Source organism: Trinickia sp. (assembly GCF_051953405.1).
Classification (GTDB): domain Bacteria; phylum Pseudomonadota; class Gammaproteobacteria; order Burkholderiales; family Burkholderiaceae; genus Trinickia.
In genome coordinates this window covers 1-22,630 of record NZ_JBQCIV010000043.1, presented here as the reverse complement: position 1 = coordinate 22,630, position 22,630 = coordinate 1, and the positions used below count along the sequence as shown (strand labels likewise).

25 protein-coding genes, 1 tRNA gene and 1 pseudogene are annotated in these 22,630 nt (G+C 58.9%); 13 read left to right on the top strand and 14 right to left on the bottom strand.

Translation table 11 applies throughout. The features are described from left to right. The first annotated feature begins 49 nt into the window (after positions 1–49). Positions 50–1,624, top strand: coding sequence for an alpha-amylase family glycosyl hydrolase (locus tag ACTHN9_RS06900; protein WP_440536013.1), 1,575 nt, complete (start codon positions 50–52; stop codon positions 1,622–1,624). 165 nt (positions 1,625–1,789) lie between these two features. Here ACTHN9_RS06900 and ACTHN9_RS06895 read toward each other — a convergent pair whose 3' ends face one another. Beyond that, positions 1,790–2,056, bottom strand: a complete 267-nt coding sequence (locus tag ACTHN9_RS06895) for a hypothetical protein (RefSeq protein ID WP_440536012.1) — start codon at positions 2,054–2,056, stop codon at positions 1,790–1,792. Between the two features lie 286 nt (positions 2,057–2,342). Between ACTHN9_RS06895 and ACTHN9_RS06890 the strand changes: the two genes are divergently transcribed. Then, entirely contained in the window at positions 2,343–3,335 is a 993-nt protein-coding gene (locus tag ACTHN9_RS06890; RefSeq protein ID WP_440536011.1) for a tyrosine-type recombinase/integrase, read from the top strand. A gap of 550 nt (positions 3,336–3,885) precedes the next feature. Here ACTHN9_RS06890 and ACTHN9_RS06885 read toward each other — a convergent pair. Next, positions 3,886–4,359, bottom strand: coding sequence for a hypothetical protein (locus tag ACTHN9_RS06885; RefSeq protein WP_440536010.1), 474 nt, complete (start codon positions 4,357–4,359; stop codon positions 3,886–3,888). Between the two features lie 307 nt (positions 4,360–4,666). Here ACTHN9_RS06885 and ACTHN9_RS06880 point away from each other — a divergent pair, with 307 nt between their 5' ends. Further along, on the top strand, positions 4,667–5,665 hold the full coding sequence (locus ACTHN9_RS06880; protein ID WP_440536009.1) for a DUF4062 domain-containing protein: 999 nt from the start codon (positions 4,667–4,669) through the stop codon (positions 5,663–5,665). A 75-nt stretch (positions 5,666–5,740) separates the two neighbouring features. On the opposite strand, the gene ACTHN9_RS06875 is transcribed toward ACTHN9_RS06880, so the two are convergent. The 7 genes from ACTHN9_RS06875 to ACTHN9_RS06845 form a co-directional block, all read right to left on the bottom strand. Continuing rightward, complete coding sequence (locus ACTHN9_RS06875) at positions 5,741–5,992, bottom strand: hypothetical protein (RefSeq protein ID WP_440536008.1); 252 nt, start codon at positions 5,990–5,992, stop codon at positions 5,741–5,743. Positions 5,993–6,002: 10 nt separating this feature from the next. Next, the gene (locus tag ACTHN9_RS06870) at positions 6,003–6,380 is read right to left on the bottom strand and encodes a hypothetical protein (protein ID WP_440536007.1); all 378 of its coding nucleotides are present in this window, start codon (positions 6,378–6,380) and stop codon (positions 6,003–6,005) included. Between the two features lie 3 nt (positions 6,381–6,383). Next, complete coding sequence (locus tag ACTHN9_RS06865) at positions 6,384–6,671, bottom strand: hypothetical protein (RefSeq protein ID WP_440536006.1); 288 nt, start codon at positions 6,669–6,671, stop codon at positions 6,384–6,386. Then, positions 6,655–7,110 carry a hypothetical protein gene (locus ACTHN9_RS06860; protein ID WP_440536005.1) on the bottom strand — a complete coding sequence of 152 codons (456 nt, stop codon included), beginning with the start codon at positions 7,108–7,110 and terminating at the stop codon, positions 6,655–6,657. The genes ACTHN9_RS06865 and ACTHN9_RS06860 overlap by 17 nt, the downstream gene beginning before the upstream one ends. A gap of 742 nt (positions 7,111–7,852) precedes the next feature. Then, positions 7,853–9,805: a VapE domain-containing protein gene (locus ACTHN9_RS06855; protein WP_440536004.1), complete on the bottom strand. Its 1,953-nt coding sequence runs from the start codon at positions 9,803–9,805 to the stop codon at positions 7,853–7,855. A 133-nt stretch (positions 9,806–9,938) separates the two neighbouring features. Further along, a complete protein-coding gene (locus ACTHN9_RS06850; protein ID WP_440536003.1) occupies positions 9,939–10,139 on the bottom strand; it encodes a hypothetical protein in 201 nt (66 codons plus the stop codon). Positions 10,140–10,648: 509 nt separating this feature from the next. Continuing rightward, entirely contained in the window at positions 10,649–10,843 is a 195-nt protein-coding gene (locus ACTHN9_RS06845) for a hypothetical protein (protein ID WP_440536002.1), read from the bottom strand. A gap of 400 nt (positions 10,844–11,243) precedes the next feature. On the opposite strand from ACTHN9_RS06845, the gene ACTHN9_RS06840 reads away from it, so the two are divergent. The 8 genes from ACTHN9_RS06840 to ACTHN9_RS06805 all read left to right on the top strand — a co-directional run bounded on the left by ACTHN9_RS06840 (position 11,244) and on the right by ACTHN9_RS06805 (position 17,578). After that, entirely contained in the window at positions 11,244–11,774 is a 531-nt protein-coding gene (locus tag ACTHN9_RS06840) for a hypothetical protein (protein WP_440536001.1), read from the top strand. Positions 11,775–11,777: 3 nt separating this feature from the next. Continuing rightward, the gene (locus ACTHN9_RS06835) at positions 11,778–12,047 is read left to right on the top strand and encodes a hypothetical protein (protein WP_440536000.1); all 270 of its coding nucleotides are present in this window, start codon (positions 11,778–11,780) and stop codon (positions 12,045–12,047) included. 1 nt (position 12,048) lies between these two features. Continuing rightward, the gene (locus ACTHN9_RS06830; protein ID WP_440535999.1) at positions 12,049–12,966 is read left to right on the top strand and encodes a baseplate hub protein; all 918 of its coding nucleotides are present in this window, start codon (positions 12,049–12,051) and stop codon (positions 12,964–12,966) included. A gap of 16 nt (positions 12,967–12,982) precedes the next feature. Continuing rightward, the gene (locus ACTHN9_RS06825; RefSeq protein WP_440535998.1) at positions 12,983–13,411 is read left to right on the top strand and encodes a hypothetical protein; all 429 of its coding nucleotides are present in this window, start codon (positions 12,983–12,985) and stop codon (positions 13,409–13,411) included. Between the two features lie 27 nt (positions 13,412–13,438). After that, entirely contained in the window at positions 13,439–15,610 is a 2,172-nt protein-coding gene (locus ACTHN9_RS06820; RefSeq protein ID WP_440535997.1) for a transglycosylase SLT domain-containing protein, read from the top strand. A gap of 172 nt (positions 15,611–15,782) precedes the next feature. Continuing rightward, complete coding sequence (locus tag ACTHN9_RS06815) at positions 15,783–16,409, top strand: hypothetical protein (RefSeq protein WP_440535996.1); 627 nt, start codon at positions 15,783–15,785, stop codon at positions 16,407–16,409. A 61-nt stretch (positions 16,410–16,470) separates the two neighbouring features. After that, the gene (locus tag ACTHN9_RS06810; RefSeq protein WP_440535995.1) at positions 16,471–16,977 is read left to right on the top strand and encodes a hypothetical protein; all 507 of its coding nucleotides are present in this window, start codon (positions 16,471–16,473) and stop codon (positions 16,975–16,977) included. 175 nt (positions 16,978–17,152) lie between these two features. Further along, positions 17,153–17,578, top strand: coding sequence for a hypothetical protein (locus ACTHN9_RS06805; RefSeq protein WP_440535994.1), 426 nt, complete (start codon positions 17,153–17,155; stop codon positions 17,576–17,578). Positions 17,579–17,874: 296 nt separating this feature from the next. Here the strand turns inward: ACTHN9_RS06805 and ACTHN9_RS06800 are convergent, their stop codons facing one another. The 5 genes from ACTHN9_RS06800 to ACTHN9_RS06780 form a co-directional block, all read right to left on the bottom strand. Continuing rightward, a complete protein-coding gene (locus ACTHN9_RS06800) occupies positions 17,875–18,849 on the bottom strand; it encodes a hypothetical protein (protein WP_440535993.1) in 975 nt (324 codons plus the stop codon). A 272-nt stretch (positions 18,850–19,121) separates the two neighbouring features. After that, positions 19,122–19,196 (bottom strand) — tRNA-Val (locus ACTHN9_RS06795). A 49-nt stretch (positions 19,197–19,245) separates the two neighbouring features. Continuing rightward, positions 19,246–20,004, bottom strand: coding sequence for a DNA polymerase III subunit epsilon (gene dnaQ / locus ACTHN9_RS06790; protein ID WP_440535992.1), 759 nt, complete (start codon positions 20,002–20,004; stop codon positions 19,246–19,248). Positions 20,005–20,154: 150 nt separating this feature from the next. Next, positions 20,155–20,619: a ribonuclease HI gene (rnhA, locus tag ACTHN9_RS06785; protein WP_440535991.1), complete on the bottom strand. Its 465-nt coding sequence runs from the start codon at positions 20,617–20,619 to the stop codon at positions 20,155–20,157. A 1-nt stretch (position 20,620) separates the two neighbouring features. Then, positions 20,621–21,466, bottom strand: coding sequence for a class I SAM-dependent methyltransferase (locus ACTHN9_RS06780; RefSeq protein WP_440535990.1), 846 nt, complete (start codon positions 21,464–21,466; stop codon positions 20,621–20,623). Between the two features lie 16 nt (positions 21,467–21,482). Here ACTHN9_RS06780 and gloB point away from each other — a divergent pair, with 16 nt between their 5' ends. After that, positions 21,483–22,292 (top strand): hydroxyacylglutathione hydrolase, encoded by an 810-nt coding sequence (gene gloB, locus ACTHN9_RS06775; RefSeq protein WP_440535989.1) that lies wholly within the window; start codon positions 21,483–21,485, stop codon positions 22,290–22,292. Positions 22,293–22,466: 174 nt separating this feature from the next. Further along, positions 22,467–22,630: pseudogene (locus ACTHN9_RS06770) on the top strand (transglycosylase SLT domain-containing protein); the annotation flags it as partial.

Genomic DNA, 22,630 nt, shown 5'->3' with positions numbered 1-22,630 from the left:
TGCGGTTTGCTATTGGCGTCAAAGCGATGAATCGTTGAGAGGAATGGTCATGTCGGAGCTGAAATGGTGGCAACGCGGCGTCATCTACCAGATCTATCCGCGCTCGTTTCAGGACAACAACGGCGATGGCATTGGCGACCTGCCGGGCATCGCCGCGCGTCTCGACTACGTCGTGAGGTTGGGCGTGGATGCTGTCTGGATCTCGCCTATCTACCCGTCTCCTATGGCCGATTTCGGCTACGACGTGGCCGACTATTGCGATATTGACCCCATGTTCGGCACGCTTGCCGAATTCGAGCAATTGGTGGACCACGCCCACGGGATTGGGCTCAAGGTGTTGCTCGATTTCGTGCCGAATCACACGTCCGACCGACACCCCTGGTTCGAAGAAAGCCGTTCGTCACGCGACAATCCGAAGCGCGATTGGTATCTCTGGCGCGATCCGGCAACCGATGGCGGACCGCCCAATAACTGGTTGAGTCGGATGGGCGGTTCGGCATGGGAATGGGACGGGCGTACGGGGCAGTACTACTACCACGCGTTCTTGCGCGAGCAACCCGATCTCAATTGGCGCCATCCCGACGTCCGCCGTGCGATGGACAACGTGCTGCGTTTTTGGCTGGACCGCGGCGTCGACGGATTTCGTGTCGATGTGCTTTGGTTACTGATTAAGGACGCGCAGTTTCGCGACAATCCGCCCAATCCGGCGTATCGGCCGGGCGAGCCGGAACATCATCGGCTATTGCAGACTTACACGGAGGATCAACCGGAAGTGCACGACATCGTGCGCTCGATGCGTGCCACGCTCGGCGAGTACGGCGAGCGCGTGCTGATCGGCGAAATCTACCTGCCTGTACCGCAGCTCGTGAAGTACTACGGTGCGAACGGCGAGGGGGCGGATATGCCGTTCAACTTCCAACTGCTCAGTGCAAGATGGAACGCAAGCGAGGTCGCGAGCCTGATACGCGATTACGACAGCGCGTTGCCCGAACATGCATGGCCGAACTGGGTGCTCGGCAATCACGACAATCCGCGCGTGGCGTCGCGCATCGGCATGCTGCAGGCGCGCGTGGCCGCGGTGCTGCTGCTGACCCTGCGCGGCACGCCGACGCTGTATTACGGCGACGAACTCGCAATGACGGATGGCGATATTGCGCCAGACGAGATTCGCGATCCGGCGGAGCTTCGGCAACCGGGCCGAGGGCAGGGACGCGATCCGGAGCGTACGCCGATGCCGTGGGACGGCTCGCTGCCGAGCGGCGGTTTTACGAGCGGCCGGCCGTGGTTGCCGGTTGGCGCGGCTACTAGCGTGCGCGACCAAGAGCGCGACGCATCGAGTATGTTGTCGCTCTATCGTCGTCTGTTGGCGCTGCGGCGCGAGCATCCGGCGCTTGTCCGGGGCACGATCGAAAACGTGACGGCGCAGGGCGATGTGCTGACCTATGAACGTCGCGACGGGGATCGACAGCTTTTGATCGCACTGAACATGGGAGGCGAGGAAGCTACGGTGCGCACGCGGGCGGGTGTCGTGCTGCTATCGACGCTTGCGGGCGGCGACGGCCGGGTGCTCGACAACGGCGACAATCGGCTCGCGGCAGGCGAGGGGATTGTCGTGGAGATTTAGTGGGTGCGGGAAGCCCGAAGAATCGAACCGTATCGGAAGCGCGCGAAAGACCAGTCGTGACGCTCGCGTACCAGGTTCGCAATCTCGACCCGTTCGTACACATCGTAGCCCGGGGATAGTCCTTCGCGCGTCCCCGTGGGCCATCCCTTGGATCGACACGCCGGTCTACGTTCGCTGCCTCAGTAGCAGCTTGCCTCCCCTGGCGACGATGGCGAGTGCGAGTAAGAAACTAACGACAAACATGGTTGTTTCTACGATCGCGCCGTCGTCTTGGATACCTATGGCGTTTCCGAGCGCAAATAATGGCGTGAACGCTTTCCACGCATCGTGGTAAAGGAACAGGTTTTCGAGCGGAGGGAAGTTCGCGAGAGCAAGATAGACGGGCAAAGTGAGCACTAGTGCCGCCCCGACGTATGCCAGTTTGCGTTTCATCGGACGATGACTTTTCCGTAGTAGGGGATTTGCGTTCCCGGGATGTTCTCTGGTGGATGCGCCGTTAGCCACTTTCGAACGCCAAAATGAAAAAGGCCCTCGGCTTACGCCAGAGGGCCTTTATTCTTCGGGCTTCCTACATACCCATGAATCTGGTGGGTAGTACTGGGATCGAACCAGTGACCCCTGCCGTGTGAAGGCAGTGAAAGACCCAGGAGCCGCGCACCTTTCCGGGCGGTTTTTGCGTTCATAGGACGCGTACAGGACTCTGTGCGTGCGAACGCAGATGGGAACGATCAGCAAGTACGTAGCAAAAAACGGGGACGTAACATTTCAGGGGAAGGTCCGGCGCAAGGGCTTCCCGAGTCTTACGAAAACCTTCCACGACAAGCGCGATTGTGAGAAGTGGATACGGGCGCAAGAAGCGGCTTTCGACCGTGGAGAGGTGCCGACCGCTGCGAAGCCGCGCGCGGACGGCCTAAACACCCTTGCAGACGTCCTGCGGCGCTACGCCGAGGAGGTCAGCCCGAAGAAGCGGGGCGGGGACATCGAACTGATGACTGTTCGCCGCTGGCTTCGAGAGTGCCGTGAGTTTGTGTCGACTCCGCTGGCGCAGTTGGACGCGGCGAAAGTGGCGGCGTGGCGTGATGGGCAGATGGAGGGCCGCGCTGGCTCGTCGGTCGCGCGTCAGATGAACTTGCTGCTCGCGGCGGTGAATCTAGCTCGTGCGGAGTGGGGCTGCGCGGACATCCCGACGATCAAGGTTGCTCGTCCGAAGAGTCCGCCGCATCGTGATCGAATCTTGAAGCCGTCCGAAGAGAAGACGCTGCTGGCCGAAGCGAACACATCGTTGCGCCCGGTTATCGTTTTCGCCCTGGAGACGGCTATGCGCGCTGGCGAAATAATGAACGCGAAGTGGACCGACATCGATTGGGAGCGGCGGGTTATCCACCTGCCGCGCACGAAGACGGATCAGCCGCGCGACGTGCCGTTATCGCCCAAGGCGCTCGCCGCGCTCGAATCGTTGCCAAAGGACACCGGACGCGTGTTTGCTTCGCTGACCGGCGAGACGCTAAAGCGCCAATTCATCCGGCTCGTGAAGCGTTGCGGCATTGCTGATTTTCACTTCCACGATTGCCGCCACACGTGCCTAAGTCGATTGGCGCGCGAGAAGGGCTGGAATCCGATCCAATTGGCGACGCTTTCCGGCCACAAGGACATCCGCATGCTTCAACGATACGTCCACCTCAAGGCCGACGATCTGGTGGCGATGCTGTAACGCTCGAAGTCCTACGACCGGCGCGCGGCTCCGGTGATGGCCTAGCCGCGCGATTCCGACAGCCGTTATACGGCAGTATCACCCGCGCTGTCAGAGGATATTGCCGAGCGGCAGGCCCCCATGCGAAAATCTTTCTCACCCGATTGTGGGGTTTTCAAAGGAGGGCATCGTGTTAAGCCAGTTTTTGAATTCCCCCACCATTCGCGCTGGCTGCTACCAGTGACTGTCTGATCCTGCGGGGATGATGTACCGGGAATAACGTCAAATACGGCTGTTGGGCGCTATCTTCACAGACGCGTCCACCTCAGATCCATGAGTTGTAGCAGCAACTTATGGAGCGCAAGCATAAGACGGGAGATGGTGGGTCAGACCGCCAGCGGTTGGAGGACGTCCATGCACGGCCTTGTGCCGAGTTATTCTTCTTGGACCACCCGAAGACAACTGACGCCGAATAGGGCCACTCCTTTCCCATCTCTGCGTTTTTGCGTTTCGTTCGTACCTTGACCGTTGCGCGCGGTGCCCGGGCAGTCCTTGCTCAGTAGGGGCGTAATTAACTCGCTGCCTTGCAGATGTATTGCGCTGTTCGATAGGTCACGGCGGTTGGTGCGAGGCGTTCCATGCCACTCAGTGACCATACGGGCTTCGTCTTGTCCCACGCCCCTGTGGTTGCGGATAGCGGCGTCATGCTTTTGTCGAAGTCCATTTCTGCTATGACGCCGTAGCTGATGTTGCTGCAATTGACCTCGACCTTCTCGATAGTGAATGCCGTATCGGAGCCTGTAAACGGATCGTGGATAGGTGGCGAGTAAACATCCTTCAAAAATGCCTCGCGGAATCCGTCGCTGAGCACTTTGATGCTCGATGGCAAGACGTACTGCACGTGCAACCCGCGATCCGGCCCGTCACCTTCTTGCCCTGACGATGTCTGTAGCCACGTGGCCTTTGCGATTGCAATCGATGAGATGGCCGCGAGCGCGATAGCTGCGGCAGCCTGCTTTGATTGTCCTGCGATCTTGAATTTCATTCGCGTTCTCCGTTTGTTGATGACTTCTTTTGTGGAACTGCGGCGATTATCGAGACTTTATGAGCGGCTGGTTACAGCGAAAGAAAGATCGCCGCGTGCAACTGCCTATTGAGGGCAGTCGCCGGCAATTGGGCTTTGTGACGTGCGCGCGACTGGACGCGTGCAGGACTCGGCGGCCGTTGTATTTGCGCGACGGATGGGTATGTCCATTGGGGCAATGACCGTGTTCTTTGCATGCTCGGGGCTGGTTTTGCCGAGTGATAGACTTCTGGTCACCTAGTCGCGAACTCGCGGAGACCAGTCGGAAATGGATAAGAAATACCAAGTGTTCATCTCGTCCACCTACACGGACATGAAAGACGAGCGGCAGGCGGCGGTAATGTCGATTCTTTCTTCCGGCCATATCCCGGCTGGTATGGAGTTGTTTGCTGCATCAGACGAACAACAGATGGAGGTCATCCGGCGCTGGATTGACGAGAGTGACATCTTCATGCTGATTCTCGGTGGGCGATATGGCAGCCTTCACCCGCAGTCGGGAAAGAGCTACATCCAGCTTGAATATGAGTATGCCGTCCAGACAAAGAAGCCGCTTTTCGCCTTGTATCTGACCGATGAAATGCTTGATGAGAAAGTGCGGCAGCACGGTAGGAACGTGATGGAGCAGGACGACTCTCGGGCATACAAGGAGTTTCGCGCGCTGGTGACGAGCAAGCTATGCGCTCAAGTAAGTCACATCAAGGACATCAATATTGAAGTGCCGAAAGCCATTGCCGACCTTGCGAGAAAGAACAAGCTGGACGGATGGGTGCGCGCGTCCGGTGTAGCGCCCGCGCCGGTCCTCTCCGCAGAGCCGAAGATCGAGGTCTCCACGGCACCAAATGCGCCGTACCACATCACCGAGCTTCAACAGGGGCACGTACTTAGTACCGTGCGGATCGGCGTGAGAAACGCTGGCGGCAAGACACTTTCGAATTGCAAGGTTTACGTCGAGCAGATTAACCCGGCACCTGACATACCTGGGGCGGATCGCAAACTGCTTGGCCACGGCCCCTTTCGACTTCGATATGACGATCCTGAAGAATTGGTCGATATCGCCGCGCACTGGGATCATATCGACAAATTCCGATTCAGCACTCCATTACCCACTGGCGCCTTTCCCGGCGATCCATTCGACTTGAAGGACGTAGGAGAGCGCACCTTTGTAGTTAAGGTCGTGGCGACTGAATGCGAGCGCTCGGCCCAGTTTCTAGTCCGCACGGACGAGGCAAAGAGGCTCCATTTAAGCTTTCTTCGTTACATCGATTAGCACGACTGCCCTAGACAGGCGGTCTAGGGCGTGCGGCGATTGGCCTGCGTCAGCGAACGGACGCGAGCGGGGCGGTCAGGCCGCTGCCAGAGTCTTCTTGATCGCCACGATGTCCATGGCGCTTAGATGGCGGATTACGCCCGCCAGCGTTTGCAGGATTCCCTTGCCGCTGTGAACGGCGAAGCGCTCCAGGTCATTCGCTCGCGTCGTGCGCTCGGCGGGCGTCATGTCGAGGGCCTGGACGAGCAGTGCATTGGTCGTATCGTCATCGAGCAAGGCTTGCACGTTGCTCGCGTTCGTGATGGTGGGGTGCGTGAGGGCAATCATGTTAGGACTCCTAAAGTTTATGGTTAAACAAATTGAGCATCGCTTCGAAGCCGCGCCATGCTCGTTTCTCTTGCTCCTGCCGCGTGAGGGCAATCGCTCGTTGGCTCAGCGGTGCGCGGTGCGTCGATAGGACGCTGATCGGCCCCGTCCGCAATCCGAGCGCGTTGTACATCTGATCGCCACTGTCGAAGAAGGTGCGCGCTGGCCGCGTGACGCGTTCCGGTCGCGCTTGCATCGCCGGGGCTTCGGTCGCGGTCTCGCGGGTCAGCGGTTCGCTGGTCGGATACATCGAAAACGGTGTTCTGTCGGCTTCCGGCGCACTGGCCCTTGTCTCGGTATTCGCCGCGCTCGCAACGGCTCCCTTGGACAGACTCTCAAAGAATCCCATGTATCAATTCCTCTTCGTTTGGGCTTGGAGGTGCGCATACAGCATGTTGCCGACCGGTGAACCTGGTTCGGGCCACTTGCGATGATCAATGAGCCAAAGCGCAAGTCCTTCACGCTCGCTCAATGATGCTGCCCACTCGCGCCACTCGTCGCTGTCCGGCTGTGCTGTACCGCTAACGATCCGCAGCGCGTTGATGACGGATGCGTCTGACGCGGCAGCAAGGTCGGCGAGCAGGCGATCACCGCCGATACTTCGCGCGATCGTAACCCACGGATTAATGACGTTGGACATCGTGTTGCGCTCCCGGCACCGCGCCGCTGCCTGCTACATCCTCGTAGAAGTCGGCGAGCGTGCGGCCGATCTTGCGCGTGTTGCCCTTGTCGTCGATGATCGTGATGCCAAGCAACACGTTCAGGCGGTCGATGGCCATGACCTTTGCAGAGTCCTTCGTGTAGGGTGATTCGACCAGTCGCAACAAGTGGATCACCGCCGTCTCCGCAGACCAAACCGTGCGTGCGTCAAGCGTCTTCATCGCGGCACGCTTGCGCTCGATGATGTACGGATCGCACTCGGCCGCGCGGACCCACTGTTCAACTTTCTCCGGAAGAAGGCCCACGCGTAGAGCGGCCTCGTGCGGGGATACGCCGCGCATGATGTTATCGACATAGGCGTCATACGCTTTGCGCAGGCCTTCGTCGATGTAGCCATGAGTAGGGATCGTTCGGTCCATGGTGGGCTCGTCTTGCCAGTGTCTACGCGCGCTATCTTGCTTGCGTCTAATGTCGCGGTCTAGGGTGCGTTCGGGGAGGGCGCTTGCGGCCGTCGCTCGGGCGCAAGTCCTGGTGCCGTCCTAGCGTGCCCTCGGGGCCTGTGACGTGTGCGTTGTGACTGCCGCGCGTAGGAAGGGACTGGATGAGCATCGCACCGTTCGTCTTGGTCGGCGGATCAATGGCGACAGTCTCAGCCGCGCTATGTCGGGGCCGCAGGCGCGAGCGGTGATGCTTGCCGCGCGGTGTGAGGTTGAGGCCCACGCCTAGTGGCTAGGGTCCGCGCAGCGGGCCGCACGGAGTGCTGGTGATTGGTCGCAAGTGGGTGCTCCACCGGAGAACCTGCCGCGTGCAATTCTCCGGTGGACCAAGTCCGGTCGGAAACCCCTTTCGAATCAAGTCGATACGAGGACTTACCGGAGAACCGGAGAACCGGAGAATAGAAAAGAGTAGAGAAGAACGAAGAAATAAATTTGCTAAGCCAATAATAGCCGGAGAATCTTTTCCGGTCCGGTTCTCCGGTTTATTCAGGATACGTTATTGATTCGTAACGAAAATTATGGCCGGAGAATTTTCTCGGCCGGAGAATTCGCCTCTTCTCCGGTAGGTCATTTCCGATCGCAAGATACACCGAATCAATGTAGAAGAGGCCGCGACCTCGCAGCCGCAGCCTCGATGCGATCAGAGTGTATCTGTCGCGATGCGTCAAAACGCTTCGTCAGACCTCTTTTCCGGTTCTTCAGTTAGATTGTCCGTCACAAACTTCTTGTCAAAGGCTGCGAGCAAGCACGAGGCATCTTGGGCTACACGCGCATCCGTCAGCGGACCTTCGGCCAGCATTTTCATGGATTTCTCCTTGCCATAGATCGTCTCGATGTCAAAGACATAACATGTGACGTTTGCGCCGGTATCTCGACCAACGACAGCACCCATCGCAGCCATTTTCTTGGTGATGCCTTGCGGGGTAATCCCTTTACCGCCGGGAAGATGCTGACTGTACGCACGCTTCAAATCGGAGTTGAAGAACTTGACGCCATAGACTACCTCGTCACCCACTTTTACCTTCCCAACTGAGCGCGCCGACTTGCCCAACACGCGGTTGATGGATTCGTCGAAGTCCTTCACACGAACTGTGCCTTGATCCTTCTCCTTCTCCGACTTCGAGAACGCCCTGACCATCCTAATCACATCCTGGCACAGCGCGGCATAGCCGTCCTCGCCGTACTGCTCGACCCACATCTGAGCTTCGTACATGGTCTTCATGAATTTGTCCTCGAAGTCCTCATACGAGACTTGATGCTCGGCGTTCCAGCGTACGCTGCCGGTGTCGGAGGTTTGCCCTACGAAGATCGGATACATCCTCCGCTCGCCTTGCGAATTGCCTTGCTCATCCGTATCCGCGTTATCACGCCAGAATCCGTCATATTCGTTCGAGTCACCGCCGAAGATCCATTGACGCTTGAGTTCCTTCGAGTCGCGAAACTTTTGATCGAACGTGTCTTCCGAGCCAGTGGAGAAGTCTTTCCAACGTGCCAGGTCGACCTTGCCGAAATTGGTCATCTCGCCCATGTGAGCGATAAACGAGCGCCCCGAAATACCGCGCAGAAAGCGCGTGAATTCTTTTGCGGCGGGGTCGAATGCAACGGTCGAAGCATCGTCACGCCCGATGATCGCTTTGTTCACGAGCCGCCAGAAATTCGACTTGCCTGAGTTCTGGCCGCCGATTAGCACCAAAGTTGTCGGGCAAAAGCAACCGGGCTGCACAATTCTCATGTACGTCGAGACGAACCAATATTTGCTGAACAGGCGCGTGTCCGCCGTATCGAAACACGAAAAGTGGTTGATGAAGAAGGTGTCCAAGCGACGCTCGCCATCCGTGTCTACGTCTGACAGCCGCATAGTGAATCGGTCGCGTATATCGTTGAATTTGTGGCTGCGGCTCCACTTCTTCAGTGTGTCAACCAGAAAGGTCGTTGTAGCGCCACGGAATTTAACCGCGCGTGCGGCTTCGAGTAGGTCGCGCGCAGCCCATTCATCGTTGATCTCGTTGCCATGCTCATCGCGCACGACGCAGCCGGCAGTATCGTAGTGAACCTCATCAATCTTACCGCCAACAAACATCGCGTCGAAAAAGCGTTGTAGGTTGATTTCGGTATCTGCCGGACCCGTCGCCACAACTCCGCCAGCGGCGAGGCGTGCTTTGGCTTCGGCTTTAGTCATGCCGTCCGGTTGCAGGTCCGCGAACTTGATCAACTGCGCATCGTTAAGAGCGGCAGCGCGTTCACACAGCGTCTTGATCTCCGGGTTGTGCCGAACGGCGCGCCGCTGAGCAATCTCGCTTTCGAGAAGGGCTTTGGACTGGTCCGCGCGCGTAGCCTTTTGTCGCGCGTTGTACTTCGCGAGACAACCGACGTTTCCAAGGTTGATCCCGTCTTCATCGACAGAATATGTGTCACCGTCTGCGTTATATGGGACGTTGTACATGCCGTGCCCTCTGTAGTTGGCATTCGGGTATCGCTTGAACACTTCAAGTGTCGGATTCGTAGGGGAAAATTCCACATCCGCGTCCTTTACGCGGTCATTGGCATCATTCAAAATAAGCTCCGAACGTTGGTTGTGGGGCCGCATACCCCGAAACTTGAAGCCGCTCAGGTTCACGCCTCAGCGGCTTTTCTTTTGGCCGAACCGGCCCACAGCGCGTACATCGGAACTCGCCAAACACTTCGGTCTTACGGTTTACAACTACACAGCGGCTAGAGTATCGCCGCGCGTGAACCCGCAAAGAGTCCACTTACCCAAAGAATGTCGCCATACGCCGCACGCCGCGCTCGTTCTCGGAAATCGCGACGGGCAGATTGCCGGTCGTTTCGATATGCGTTAGGACGGTTCGAATCAGCGTGGACATGGTGATCCGCTCGCGCTCTAGGATCGGCCTAACCGCTGCGGCTAGATCGACCGGAACTTGCGCAGAAATCGTGATGGTTTGCGCCATATCGGCTTACTCCATATTCAAAAAGTGCTCGCCCATGTCGTGGATTACATCTGCGATCACCCACAGGCAAAGCGACGTATAAAGGTCGCCCAAGCGCAGCGCGTCGTACAGGTGATGAATCATTTAGGACTCCTACAGACACGCCGCGCGGCTATACTAAACATTGAAGCCATCCATTAACCATCGCCTCGATGGCAGCGCGTTGCAGCGTGTTGGTTTCACACAGAAGGCCGCGCTACTCTCGCCAGGGTTCGCGGCCTTCGCCTTTAACGTCCCGCCCGAATCGCGTTCCGTTAGTAGTAGCTTAGTAGCGCGCAAAGTGTCCCAGACACCCACTGCATCGACTGCGCCGCCATTTACGCAAACATTAATGTCCGACGCAAGCGATTTTCCTCCGCTCGGTGGAGACCATACATAACGAAATCATCGTTGCGGCGGACATTAACTTGTGATATTTGCCCCGGTGCGTCGCCAAATCCCGGTGTTGTAGTGTGTACCGTTAGGCGAGTTCAACGGCGTGCGACGAGACGGAAGGCGTAGACCTCGTTGCGATGCTCGAAACTCAGCGCCCCAGCGTCCTTTAGTGCCAGGCGAAACCTGACGTGCTTCGCCAGCGGCAAGTGCAGCGCCTCGAAGGCCGCGCGCACCGATGCATACTCCCTCTCCACACCGTCCAGATTCATCACGCTTACAGCGTGTCTCACGACCCTTTCGGCGCGAGTATCGGAGCGAGACCAACTGCGTTTAATCCCCGCTGAGTTCGCACTCTTGCTTTCATCTGCATCTTCGCACGTCCGATTCGCCACAGGCTCCAAGCCAAGGTGCGCGTAGTGGTTATACGGGGCGAGCGTCAGGCAGCGGCAGAGGTAATCGAAAACGGCTGTGCTAGTCCTCTCGAAACTTGCGACAAATTCGCTCGGCGGCTCAACGTCTGGCGCGCGCTGGACATAGGACATCGTGACCTCTCGATTCGATGGGGACGCGGCGACTATACCGAGCGAACACAGTGGTGTTACGTACACAAAGGCCCAGCGTAGAGTTCGTCTACAGGGCGCGGCGAACGGTTCGCCGAAAACGTAAGCCATTTAGTAAGGAATCCTAATTATGTTCGACGAGATTTACCACATCAACGGCGAGCACGACCTGATCGCCGAAGACTTCAGCCTGCCATTCCTTCTCCGCAAGTTTGTAGGCAGCAGCAAGCTTCACCTATACGCCGCACTCCGCGTTACGGGCAACGATCCTGTTTCTAGCTTTATCTGCTCGTTCGGCGGCACCCTGTATGGCGCACCCGAAGCCATCGCGAAAGCTGCTACGGCCTTCGAGACTACGAACACGTTCGCAGCAGCGCTGGACGAAGCGAGCGCGCGGCTCGGCGAGGAATTCATCAGATCGGAACTCCGCAAGCGCTGCGAGGAAGCCGCAGGGTTCACGCGCGACGTGGCGATGGATCTGAGCGTTCGCCTCCATACGTTCACGGCACCCGAGGACAGTGCGGACGTTGTGCAAGCCGCATTCCGCCATTCGGCCCGCGACGAGAAGTTGTACAGCGAGTTCGCCGCGCAACGACGCGAGGAACGTCAGAAGGTTCGCGAGCGAGAGGCGCGTTTCCAGCGCGATATGGAGGCGGCGTAAATCATGAGCGCACAAAGGTTCGAGAGCCTGGACGAAGCGCTCCCCGCGATCATCGCAGCAGCGCGGCTGGGCGTAATGAAGGACGGTCGCCGCACGGTGCAAGCGGGCGACATTTACAGCGCGGCGCAACGCGTCGGCTATACGGAGCGAATCACGATCCGCGCGCTAGGGAAGGCGATGAAGGATGCGGCAGCAGTGCGCGTAACGAACGGCCCGCGCGGCGCAAAGTACGCGCTGCCGGAACGTCTCGTGCCGAAGAAGGAGGGGGCATAGCATGCCGCTCGGTCAACGCTTCCTACAGGTCGAAATCAAGCTGCCTCAATCGGGGCAACTTGTCACGCTGGATCAAACGTTGGCGCTGCACGTCAACATCCACAAAGACGCCTTGGCGATCCAGAACAGCGCCGAAATCACCGTATTCAACCTCACGCAGTCGTTGCGGCAACAACTCCTGTCCAGCTTTACCGCATTCAACAAACGCCAGATTGAGACGGGCGCGGCAAACGCTGCGGACTCATACTGCCAAGTGACAATCACGGCGGGCTACTTGAACAGCACATCCTCCGCTTTAAACAACGGAGACCCCAACAACGGCAACAATTCCACGATCATCTTTCAAGGAGCGATCGTTCACGTGGAGCCGATTGGAGCGCCGCCGAATCAGGGGGTGATGATTCACTGCTTCGAGCATCAGATCAACAAGCTCAAGTTCATAACGGGCTTCGCTCCTTCAAGCACGACGTTCAAGAGCTACGTGCAGTGGGCCGGGGCGCAGATGGGTGTTGATAGGGTGGTTTGCCAAACGTCGTATGACAACAAGGTCATATCGAATCCAGGCGGCTCGGCTCACACGGTCGAAGACTTGCTGCTTGATATCCAAAGCCTGTATCGCCCGGCAGTTGCCGCCTTCATCGATAACAACGACTTGATTGTTACCGACATCAATAAGGTCGTCGCGAGTCGCGGCGTTACCACGGTGAGCGAGTTCATCGGAATGCCGCTTTGGACGGAGTACGGCGTTCAGTTTAGGTCCATGTTCGATCCACAAATTCTATTGGCGGGTCAGGTGAATTTGAAATCAACCACGAATCCGTCACTCAATCATTCGTACATCGTTTCTTCTTTGGACTACGACCTTGCCAGCCGCGATGAGGCGTTTTACGGAACGGTCAACGCGAACCCAGCGGCTTAAATCTCGGAGACCAGAAATGATCAATCACCTCGAAGGCGACAGAATGGGCGCGTTCCTGAAATCTCCGCAGACCTTCCCTGAAGGGTTCTGTATCGGTGACTGGGAGTTCGGCGCTGGGCGCGCGATTCAAAGTTCCAGGGACTTCGCAACAGTCGAAGTGGATATTGTGGACGGCGCGGCTAAGCGTTCATCGCGCGGTGCTCGCGTCGCGTTCAATCTTCGTCCGCAGTGCGAGGCTGCGCGTGATATGGCGGCTTTCCCAGTCACCGAATACAGCGCAGGTCGTTACACCACGATCTCGCGCCGGTCCGGATTCGACAAGATCGCCGCCACCATTTACTTCCCCGATGGCTCGGAACTCGACCTGACGGGCGGCGCGGTAGTGAGCCGCGATCTGCGCGAAGCAAATCATCAATTCGTCGTGCTCTTCAGCGACGTTCATTAAGTTCTGCCTAAACACTGTGAGGTAATTATGGCTGACGACCTCGATAAATTCGTGCTCCAGTACACCGTCGATTTGCGTGACTCGGTAGCGCGGCTCGAAAAGCTTCACGAGAAGATGGACGGCGTGAAGAGGAGAAGCAAGGACGCAGGCGGCGGCTTTAAGGAATTCGCGAGCGGTGCTGCAACCGAGTTGAACAAGCTCGCGCCTGGGGTCGAAGCGGTTTCTGCCGCAGTGAAGACGATGGGGGCCGAGTTCGCCGCAGCCGCAGCCGGTATCGCGATGCTTGCTGTTGGCGTGAAGTCCGTGCTGGATCTTCGGGCGCAGTTCAACCAGCAGCGGCAACTGGGGCAAGAATTCGGCATTTCCTCGATCCGTCTCGAAGACTACCAGCGCAAACTCCAGCGTACCGGTGGCGGCTACGTTAGCCGCGATCAAGCCGCAGAGGGCATCAAGCAGTTCTCCGCACTGGCGAGCACGGCGTACGGCGACCCGTCGCACATTGGCCGAGAGGCGCGCCTCATGCGGCAACTCGGGGTGGACGTCGGCACTTTTGGAAGCCCTACGGGAACCGTGCAGAGGCTGTCGCAACTCGCGGCTACTCTGCACGGAAAGTCAGACGCGGATGTGCAGGGCATCGCCCGCTTCGCAGGCATGGACCCTAACTGGCTGCTGTCCGTCAAGAAGCAGGGTTCGGCGGGTATGTCGAACATCACAGACGTGACCACGGCGGAAATCGAAAACCGCACGCAGGCTCAAGATTCTCTCGACAAATTCAACGCTGAATTGACCAAGTTCAAAGAGAACATCAATGAGCTTGAGATCGCGCTTGGAGAGAAGCTACTGCCTGCTGCGGACAAGTTCTTGGAATGGGTGACGAATCTCGTCACCCTGTTTAACACGGCGACCACCGCCACAGCGGCGAACGATTCAAGCCACAAGTACATCGTAGGACCGGGGCGCACGCTTACGCCTAATCCGAACTACGTCGATCCGAACGGACCCGCGCCGACATACAACCAGGGACGCTACGCGATCCAAAACGGGCACCGCGTCAATCTGCCGGACCTTCCGACCGGAGCGGGTGCGGAGAAGCAAAAGCAATTGCAGCAAAAAGCAGAAGAGGACGCCAAGAAGGAACAAGCCTACAAGAATGCACTCGTGTCCAAGGAGGACGAGCAAAACAAGCAAGGCATGGCCACGGCAAACCAGATGTCGCTTGCGGCGAACATCTTCGCAAGTGCGGTCAATAGTTTCTCCAATAGCATGAATCTCCAGCAGGCCTGGGCTGCTTGGGCCGGTGAGATCGGTAAGGCGAACGGCATCCCCGGAGCCTCGACAAACCAAGCGGGCATGCTTCGAGGCGGCGGCACGGTAGGCTGGAAGAGCAGCGCGTACAAGGACGACATACTTGCCGCTGCGAACAAGTATCACCTCGATCCGCAGATGTTGTACGCGATCATGATGACCGAGTCTCGCGGTGATCCGAACGCGGTTAGCCCGACCGGCGCGATGGGGTTGATGCAGGTGACTAAGGGGAATTGGAAGAAGCTGGGCGAAGGCCGTGATGCGCGCGATGCTGCCGCGAACATAGACGTGGGTGCTTTTGTGCTCGCTGACCAGCTACGCATCCATAAGGGCGATATGGAGGCTGCGCTGAATGGGTACAACGGCAACAGCGATGCGCACTATGTCGATAAGGTCGCGAAAAACTACGGCAGTACGGCGAATGGCATCGGGCAGTCTCGCGGCAGCATGAACCTTCGAGTGGCACAGGCAGCAATCGCTGGCGTGCTTGGCGTTGAACTCCAGCAGATTCAACTCGGTAGCGTGACGGCGGGCGACGCGGGCTATGCGTACGCGCAGGCAATGGCCGGGGACCAGTTGGCGATCAACCGGCTTCAGCAGCAGATTGCCGCAGGGCCGCAGCCCGGTGTGGCGCCCGGTGCGTTTGCAAAGTTACAGATGGATTTGCGCACCAAGCAGCAAGAGTACGCCGCTCTGAAACAGTGGGGCCAGCAGATCGTGTCGTCGCAGCAGGCAGGCGGGCAGGAGTGGACGAAAGGTCAATTCAACCCGGTATTTAACATCTCTATTAACGGCACGACTGATCCGAAGGCTGTTGCCGAAGAGGTTCAGCGGCAGCTGAATAAGGGGATGCTTGCCGTATTGAACCATTATTCGAGCGGCGTGAAAGGCTGACACCTGATGGGATGGCCGCGCCTGTTTGGGCGGCGATTTCCTCGTGTTCGGTGGGTGTATCCGGACATTAATCGCAGCGAATATATCGAGGCGGACAGCGAACTGTTCGCTGTCGTTGCAGGGCGAGCATCGTTTCACTTCATCTTTCATCACTCACTTAGGAGTCCTTATCATGACAACCCGTATGGTCCACGACAAAATCCCGCACAACTTTCGCGCAAGAAAGGCACAAGACGTTGCCGCACCCGGCATCAAGGCAGGAGTGCAAGGCGTGATCCCTTCCATCTTAGGCATTGCAGGACAGGCGCGATTCGCGGGAGACGGAAACAACGGCGCGACACGTCGCGCGGCGAAGAACTCGGTTGGCGGTGAACGGTTTCAGACGCGTTATGCCCGCGTAGCGGACATGCTCATGGTTACAACGAAGGGCCTGGACGCTCTTATCAAGATTCGAGATAGCGCAGAGGCGCAGACGGACCCGGAACTAGCCGCACTCGCGAACGATCCGCGTGTGATGGCGGCTTTCCGCAAGGTCATCGAAGCCATAGGCAAGGTTGCTGATGAGCTGATCGAGCAACGCTGGAGCGAAATGTCCGGTAAAGACAACCAACTGAATGTTCCCGGCATGGACGCCGCACTCGGCTCGATCCACAACCCGCTCATTCTGGACGCGCGCCGCATCGAGCTAACGCGCAAGCGCGCGGCTGAAATGCTCGGTGCGATCAATCCTGAGCGCGTGCGACAAGGTCTCCCAGACGAACCAGCGACCAGCTACGACATTTTGAAGTCGAGCAAGTAAGCAACCGCCGAAGCCGCGCGCTCGCACAGGCGCGGCTCCGAAATCCAAGCGACGAACGATCATGAACATCAGCAAAGAGAGCCGCGCCAAAGTTCTGTTCGCCTCGATGTGGGGCGCGTTAAGCCTTGGCGAGATCATGAGGCACACGCGCATCGACTATGACCACTTCGGTTTTCATGGCGGTGCGGTGCGCACTTCACAAGGAAACATCCGCCTGTACAGCGGCGTGTTCTACGCATCCGGCGCGATGTCCTCGGCCGCGCCTTTCAGCATCGCATTCTTCAACGGTCAGCGCGAAGACACCAACTTGTACCAGATGTCATTGCCGTTCCATAGGGGCAACTCCAGAGCTTCCGTTCTCACGTATCTGTCGATTCTGGATTTCCTCGCCGATACGGGCGAGATCACCCACACGGTTGAGGAATACATCGCGCGACTGACGGACGGCGGACGCTACACCATCCGCACGCAGTACGCGGCCGCGTATGACGAATTTAAGGCCAAGGCGATCAAGTCTCTACCGTATGACCTCTCGCTCGAATTCCTCAGCGAGCAGGCGGCAGCGTGATCGAAGGGAAAGACGTACTCGACAAGGTGGAAGAAATCGCCCGCGCCCTCATGGCCAACGTCGCGGTCATCCTTGCCTTGAACGAAGTCGCGCGACACGGATGGGCGCTATGGGACCGGATGCAAGAAGGGCGCGCGGCGAAGCGAAAATTTAAATTACTCAAGAGGAAATCGAAATGTTCGAAATGATGGGCATGAGCGAAACGGTCGCGCACAATCGATTCAAGATGCTCATGGGAATTGTCCTGCGCATGTACGGTGAGATTGCAGCGAACGATGACGCGCCGCCAGCGATGCGCCTGGACGCGCTCAAGCACATAGCGATGATGAGCGGCGCTATCGATGGCTTCACTGATTCGAAGGGTATCAAGCGCAGCCATGATGACTGGGATAAGGTCGAATCGCTCGCGACGTTGTACCGCGCCGAAAAGGAGTTGGGTCAAGTGTTCATCACCGACAAATTCCCATCGCATAAAGACATGCGCGGCTATCTGCGGGAGTGTGAGCGGAATGCGGGGTACGAGCCGCCGCCCTTGAGGCTCAACACGTTCAAACCCGGCTCAGTCGGCAAGGGCGCACGCGGCGGACGAAGGGGGCGATGACTGTCAGGCCATCGAGCCCGGTCAAACGCGCTAGGAAGTGACCTTCAGGCTTCGTGCGGGTCGGTTGAGGGTTCGGTGCGGGTCGCGAGCCGCGCAGGCTCTGCGGCCTTTATTTTTGGTCGGGCTGGACACTTGATCGCGAAGCGCTCCGGGCGTCGGCCCAGCAGCGTGGCGAAACGCGCTCTATAGCGTGTTCGTCCGGGGCGGTCGCGTCCCGCTCGGGTCTTAGGTAGCGGCACTCGCACGAGCGTTCGGCCAGCGACGGCCTAAACAGGGCAGGCGGCGTGCTTGGCGTGTTATTTGCCAGGCGTGGCGGCCATCGCTTTCTGCATTTGTTGCATCTCTATGGCTTGATCACTCGGGTATTTCTCGTCGAGCTTGCTCCACACTCCTATGCGCGTCGCCATTTGAGCCGAAATTCGCCCCTCGTGCTGCATTTTTTGTAGGGTGTTGATCGAGGAGTTCGGGTCGCCCGCGCTCTGTTCCAACTCTTTCATGCTGGCGGTATAAATAGTTTCTGCGGCCTCTGCCATCATCTTTATCTGCTCGATTTCTTGAGCGTGCGTCGCCTCTCGTTGCAGCCGCTGGAGGGTGGCCTGCGCATCGTCAAACACGCGCTGATCGCCCGTGGACAAAGCGCTGCGATTGACGTGCTGGGTGTTGTATTTCAGTTGAAGCTGCTTCACCTGAGCCACTGCGGCGTCCAATTCTCGACCGTTGAGGGCCGTCAGAGACGGCTGTTCTTGCAAGTGTAGCGCCCACAGCAATGTGCAGTGGTCTCCTGCGGGTGGGGCGAAGGAGTTGATTGGGTTAACCTGTTGCAGAACAGCAGGCGTTGCGTCCGCCATGAAGTCAGGGCTGCTCTCGTCTGGCTCGCGGCCCCATCGGTATGCCGTGTCAACCGCCTCATCCATCTTTTCGATCAATTGCATGTGCTTGGCGTACCGACTCTCAATGAGCTGGTGCCACTGAAGCGTCATCAACCGACTGCGGATTTCGCCGAACTCCTCGTTGTCTTCGCCGGAGAGCTGTTCCCCTACAGGCTGCTTGGGGTTGTGCGCTTTTGCCACGAGCGCTTGCATCCTTGTCAGCAATGGCATGGTCGTTGGGACCAAATCGGCGATACGTTGATCCGCTTCATACATCTTGATGCCAACTACGGCCGGAACTGTGCAATCGGCCATTTTTCTGGCCGTGACGCTATCTGGTTCCTCAGCGCGGCAGATCGATGCGGCAATCACGAGCGCGAGCAGCGGGAGGGCGGTCTTCACGTGTGGTCCCCTTTTCTTTTGCTCATGATACTTCAGGGGAAAGGCACGACAAGCGGGCTGGCGGCGAAAGCGGCAACTGCCGTGCGCGTCCGGCAGGGTAGAATTAAGTGCCTGAGCAATCCCGCTCGGGGCGAACCAAGCAAAAACCGTAGGACGCGTGCAGGACTCGGCGGGACTCAAAATGCTGCGCGAGGCGGCGAGCAGAAATGAAAAAGGGCTACGGTGTTTAGCCGTAACCCTTTGTTTCTTCGGGTTTTTTACCCTTTTAATCCTGGTGGGTAGTACTGGGATCGAACCAGTGACCCCTGCCGTGTGAAGGCAGTGCTCTACCGCTGAGCTAACCACCCGAAGAGCCTCGAATTATGTCAGAGGTTCATCCGTTCGTCAAAGCAATTTTTACGCGACTCGCACATCGGCCGAATCGGCAGCAGTTTCCGGTGCCGGCTCGCGTCGCCAGATGCTCGTGCCTTTCATTGCCTTGTCGAGATCGTTCAGCACCGCCTCATGCGCGGCCAGCTCCGCTTCGTCGGCCACGAGCACCGGTAAAACAAGCCCTTCCACCGAAACCACATTGCCCGCGGCCACCGCGGCCGACTGCTGCGCCGGCGCTTCGCCCAGCATATCGATGACAAGGCTTTCCTGCCCGCGCGTCATGGCCAGATACACCTCGGCCAGCAATTCCGAGTCGAGCAGCGCCCCGTGCAACGTCCGGTGCGCATTGCTGATACCGAAGCGGTCGCAAAGCGCATCGAGCGAATTACGCTTGCCGGGGAACATCGCCTTTGCCTGCACGAGCGTGTCGATCACCCCCGCGTAGTGCTCCTTGAACGGCGGCAGCCCAAGCAGCGAGAACTCGGCTTCGAGAAAGCCCAAGTCGAACGGCGCGTTATGGATGATCAGCTCGGCATCGCGCAGGTAGTCGCGCAACTGATCGACGATCTCAGCGAACTTCGGCTTGTCGCTCAAGAATTCCGTCGTCAGCCCGTGGACGGCGAGGGCGCCCGGATCGCTATCGCGCTCGGGGTTGACATAGAAATGCAGATTGTTGCCCGTGAGACGCCGGTTCACGAGTTCGACGCCGCCGATTTCGATGATGCGGTCGCCCGTTCGTGCGTTTAGACCCGTCGTTTCCGTATCGAGAACGATTTGACGCATATTCGTGTGTCTCGTGTGTAAGCAGTGCGAACGCCGCGGCTAGCCAGCAGCCGAACGACGCTCGAAACAAAAATCAAAGCAAAGCAAAACCAACCGAGCCGGCCCGACCTAATCCGGGCGATCCCGACCCAAACCGCTCGGCCAAACGCTTCAACTTTCCGCCAGCGCGCTAACGCCGCGGTTCGCCAGCGCATCGGCACGTTCGTTCTCGGGATGCCCCGCATGGCCCTTCACCCAGCGCCATTCGATCTGATGCAGCGCGGCGAGTTCGTCCAGACGCTTCCAAAGATCGGCGTTCTTGACCGGCGTCTTCGCCGCCGTCATCCAGTTCTTTTTCTTCCAGCCGTGAATCCACTCGCTGATACCCTTTTGCACGTACTGCGAATCGGTATGGACGATCGCCTTGCAGGGCCGCTTCAGCGCTTCGAGCGCGGCGATCACGGCCATGATCTCCATCCGGTTGTTCGTCGTGTTCGCTTCCCCGCCGAACAGCTCCTTCTCTTGCGTGCCGTAGCGGAGCAGGGCGCCCCATCCACCTGGGCCCGGATTGCCTTTGCAGGCACCGTCGGTAAAGATTTCGATGAACTCGGGGGTTACTTCCGTTACGTCAGTCACGTCATATTCTCGGGTTAGGTGTTTTGTGCGTCGCGGCCGGTGCGAGACCCGGTGCCAACACGGGCTTTTTCGCCTTGATCGCGCCGACGAGCCGCATCCCGCGCACGCGCTTGACCGCCGTCACCATATAGGCCGCGCCGAAAATCGGCCACCAGCGATCGCCGGCCGCCTCCATGAAGGCGAAGCGCGTTAGCCAGTTTTCGTGGGCGAGGGGCGGACGATAGCAGCCGAAGCGTCCGCGTTCAAGCTCGAAACCGAGCAGCTTGAGCCAGTCTTTGATCCGCGTGAACGCGATCAAATCCTGTGCGGCCGGCACGAACGGCCGTCCGGTCATCTTGCCGAACGCCTGGCGCGCCCCCCACAGGCTCAACGAATTGAATCCGAGGATTACGAGCTGCCCCTCCGGCATCAGCACCCGCTCCGCCTCGCGCAGCAGCCGATGCGGATCGCGCGTGAATTCGAGCGTGTGCGGCATCACGAGCAGATCGACGCTTTGCGCCTCGAACGGCAAGTCGAGCAAATCGCACCAGAGCGTCGTGCGCGCGGACGGCCCATAGCGATCGCCCGGCCCGGCAAGCCCCGAGGGCCCGGGCGCGGCGCTTTCCTTCCATCTCGGCGGGTAGACGAACGGCGCGCTGGCGCCGCTCGCTGCATCCAGCACGAGCGCACGCGACGGCATGCGGTTCTCGCGCAACGCATCGAGCTGCGGCAGGCCAAGCTGTAGCGCGTGGTAGCCGAACACGTTCGAGACGACGCTGTCGAGCTGAGCTTGTTCCCAGTCGAGCACGTAACGTCCCGGCGGCGAGGCCGTCCAGGCGGGCCAGTCTATAATCGGTCGATCTGACATCGTGAGTGCGTCGCCTATGAATACGCTCGAATACGTGCCGGTGCCGGCCTTTGCGGATAACTACATCTGGCTCGTATCGGACGGGCGCGATGCCGTCGCCGTCGACCCGGGCGAGGCCGCCCCGGTCAGGGCGTATCTCGCGAAGCGGGGCTGGCGACTCGCCGCTATTTTACTCACGCACCACCATGCCGACCACGTCGGCGGCGTCGCCCCACTCATAGGCGATACCCGTATTCCCATCTACGGGCCCGCCGCCGAAGCGATTCCGGTCGTGACGCACCCCGTCGCCGGGGGCGACCGCGTTCGGCTTTCCGCCCCCCATCTCGAATTGGACGTGCTCGACGTGCCCGGGCACACGCGCGGCCATATCGCATACTTCCAGGCGGCTCGGGCGGGGCAGGCCGACCAACCGGGCGCCACGCCGCACGTGTTCTGCGGCGATACCTTGTTCGCTTGCGGTTGCGGGCGCTTGTTCGAGGGGACGCCGGCGCAAATGCTCTCGTCGCTCGACGCGCTGGCCGCGTTGCCGGGCGAAACGCAGGTGCATTGCGCGCACGAATACACGCTTTCGAACATCCGTTTCGCGCTGGCTTGCGATCCCGACAATGCGCAATTGCGCGCGTGGCACGACGAAGCCACGGCCTTGCGCGAGCGCGGCGTGCCGACGCTTCCTACGACGATTGCCCACGAACGCGCCGTCAATCCGTTTCTAAGATCGGACGATTCCGCGGTCCAGCGGGTCCTGGCCGAGCAACTGCATGAAACGGTACCGGATCGGCTGATATCGTTTACCTTGATGCGCGAGTGGAAAAATCGCTTCCGTTAGGCGGCTTTCGTACGCGTTCTCCGAAGGTCGCATGCGGCGCAAATTTCGTTCGATGCTTCGGAAAAATGCGGCAAGTTGCGGATTTGACTGGTTTTTTTATCGTTTTCTGTTGACGCGAGCGGAACGCTTTCGTACTATCGCCTGCAATTTCCAGCTTTGGAAGCAGAGACGTTCATGCGATTTATCTTCAGTGCACGGTTGGTTTTGATGCTTGCGGCTTGCGCAAGCCAAGGACCGACAGCGCCCCCAGCCTCCGACGCTTCCAATCCGACTACCGCCACCGATACTGTCCGTATCACCGCCGCCAAGCAAACGATCGACGTCGACAAAAGTTCGGT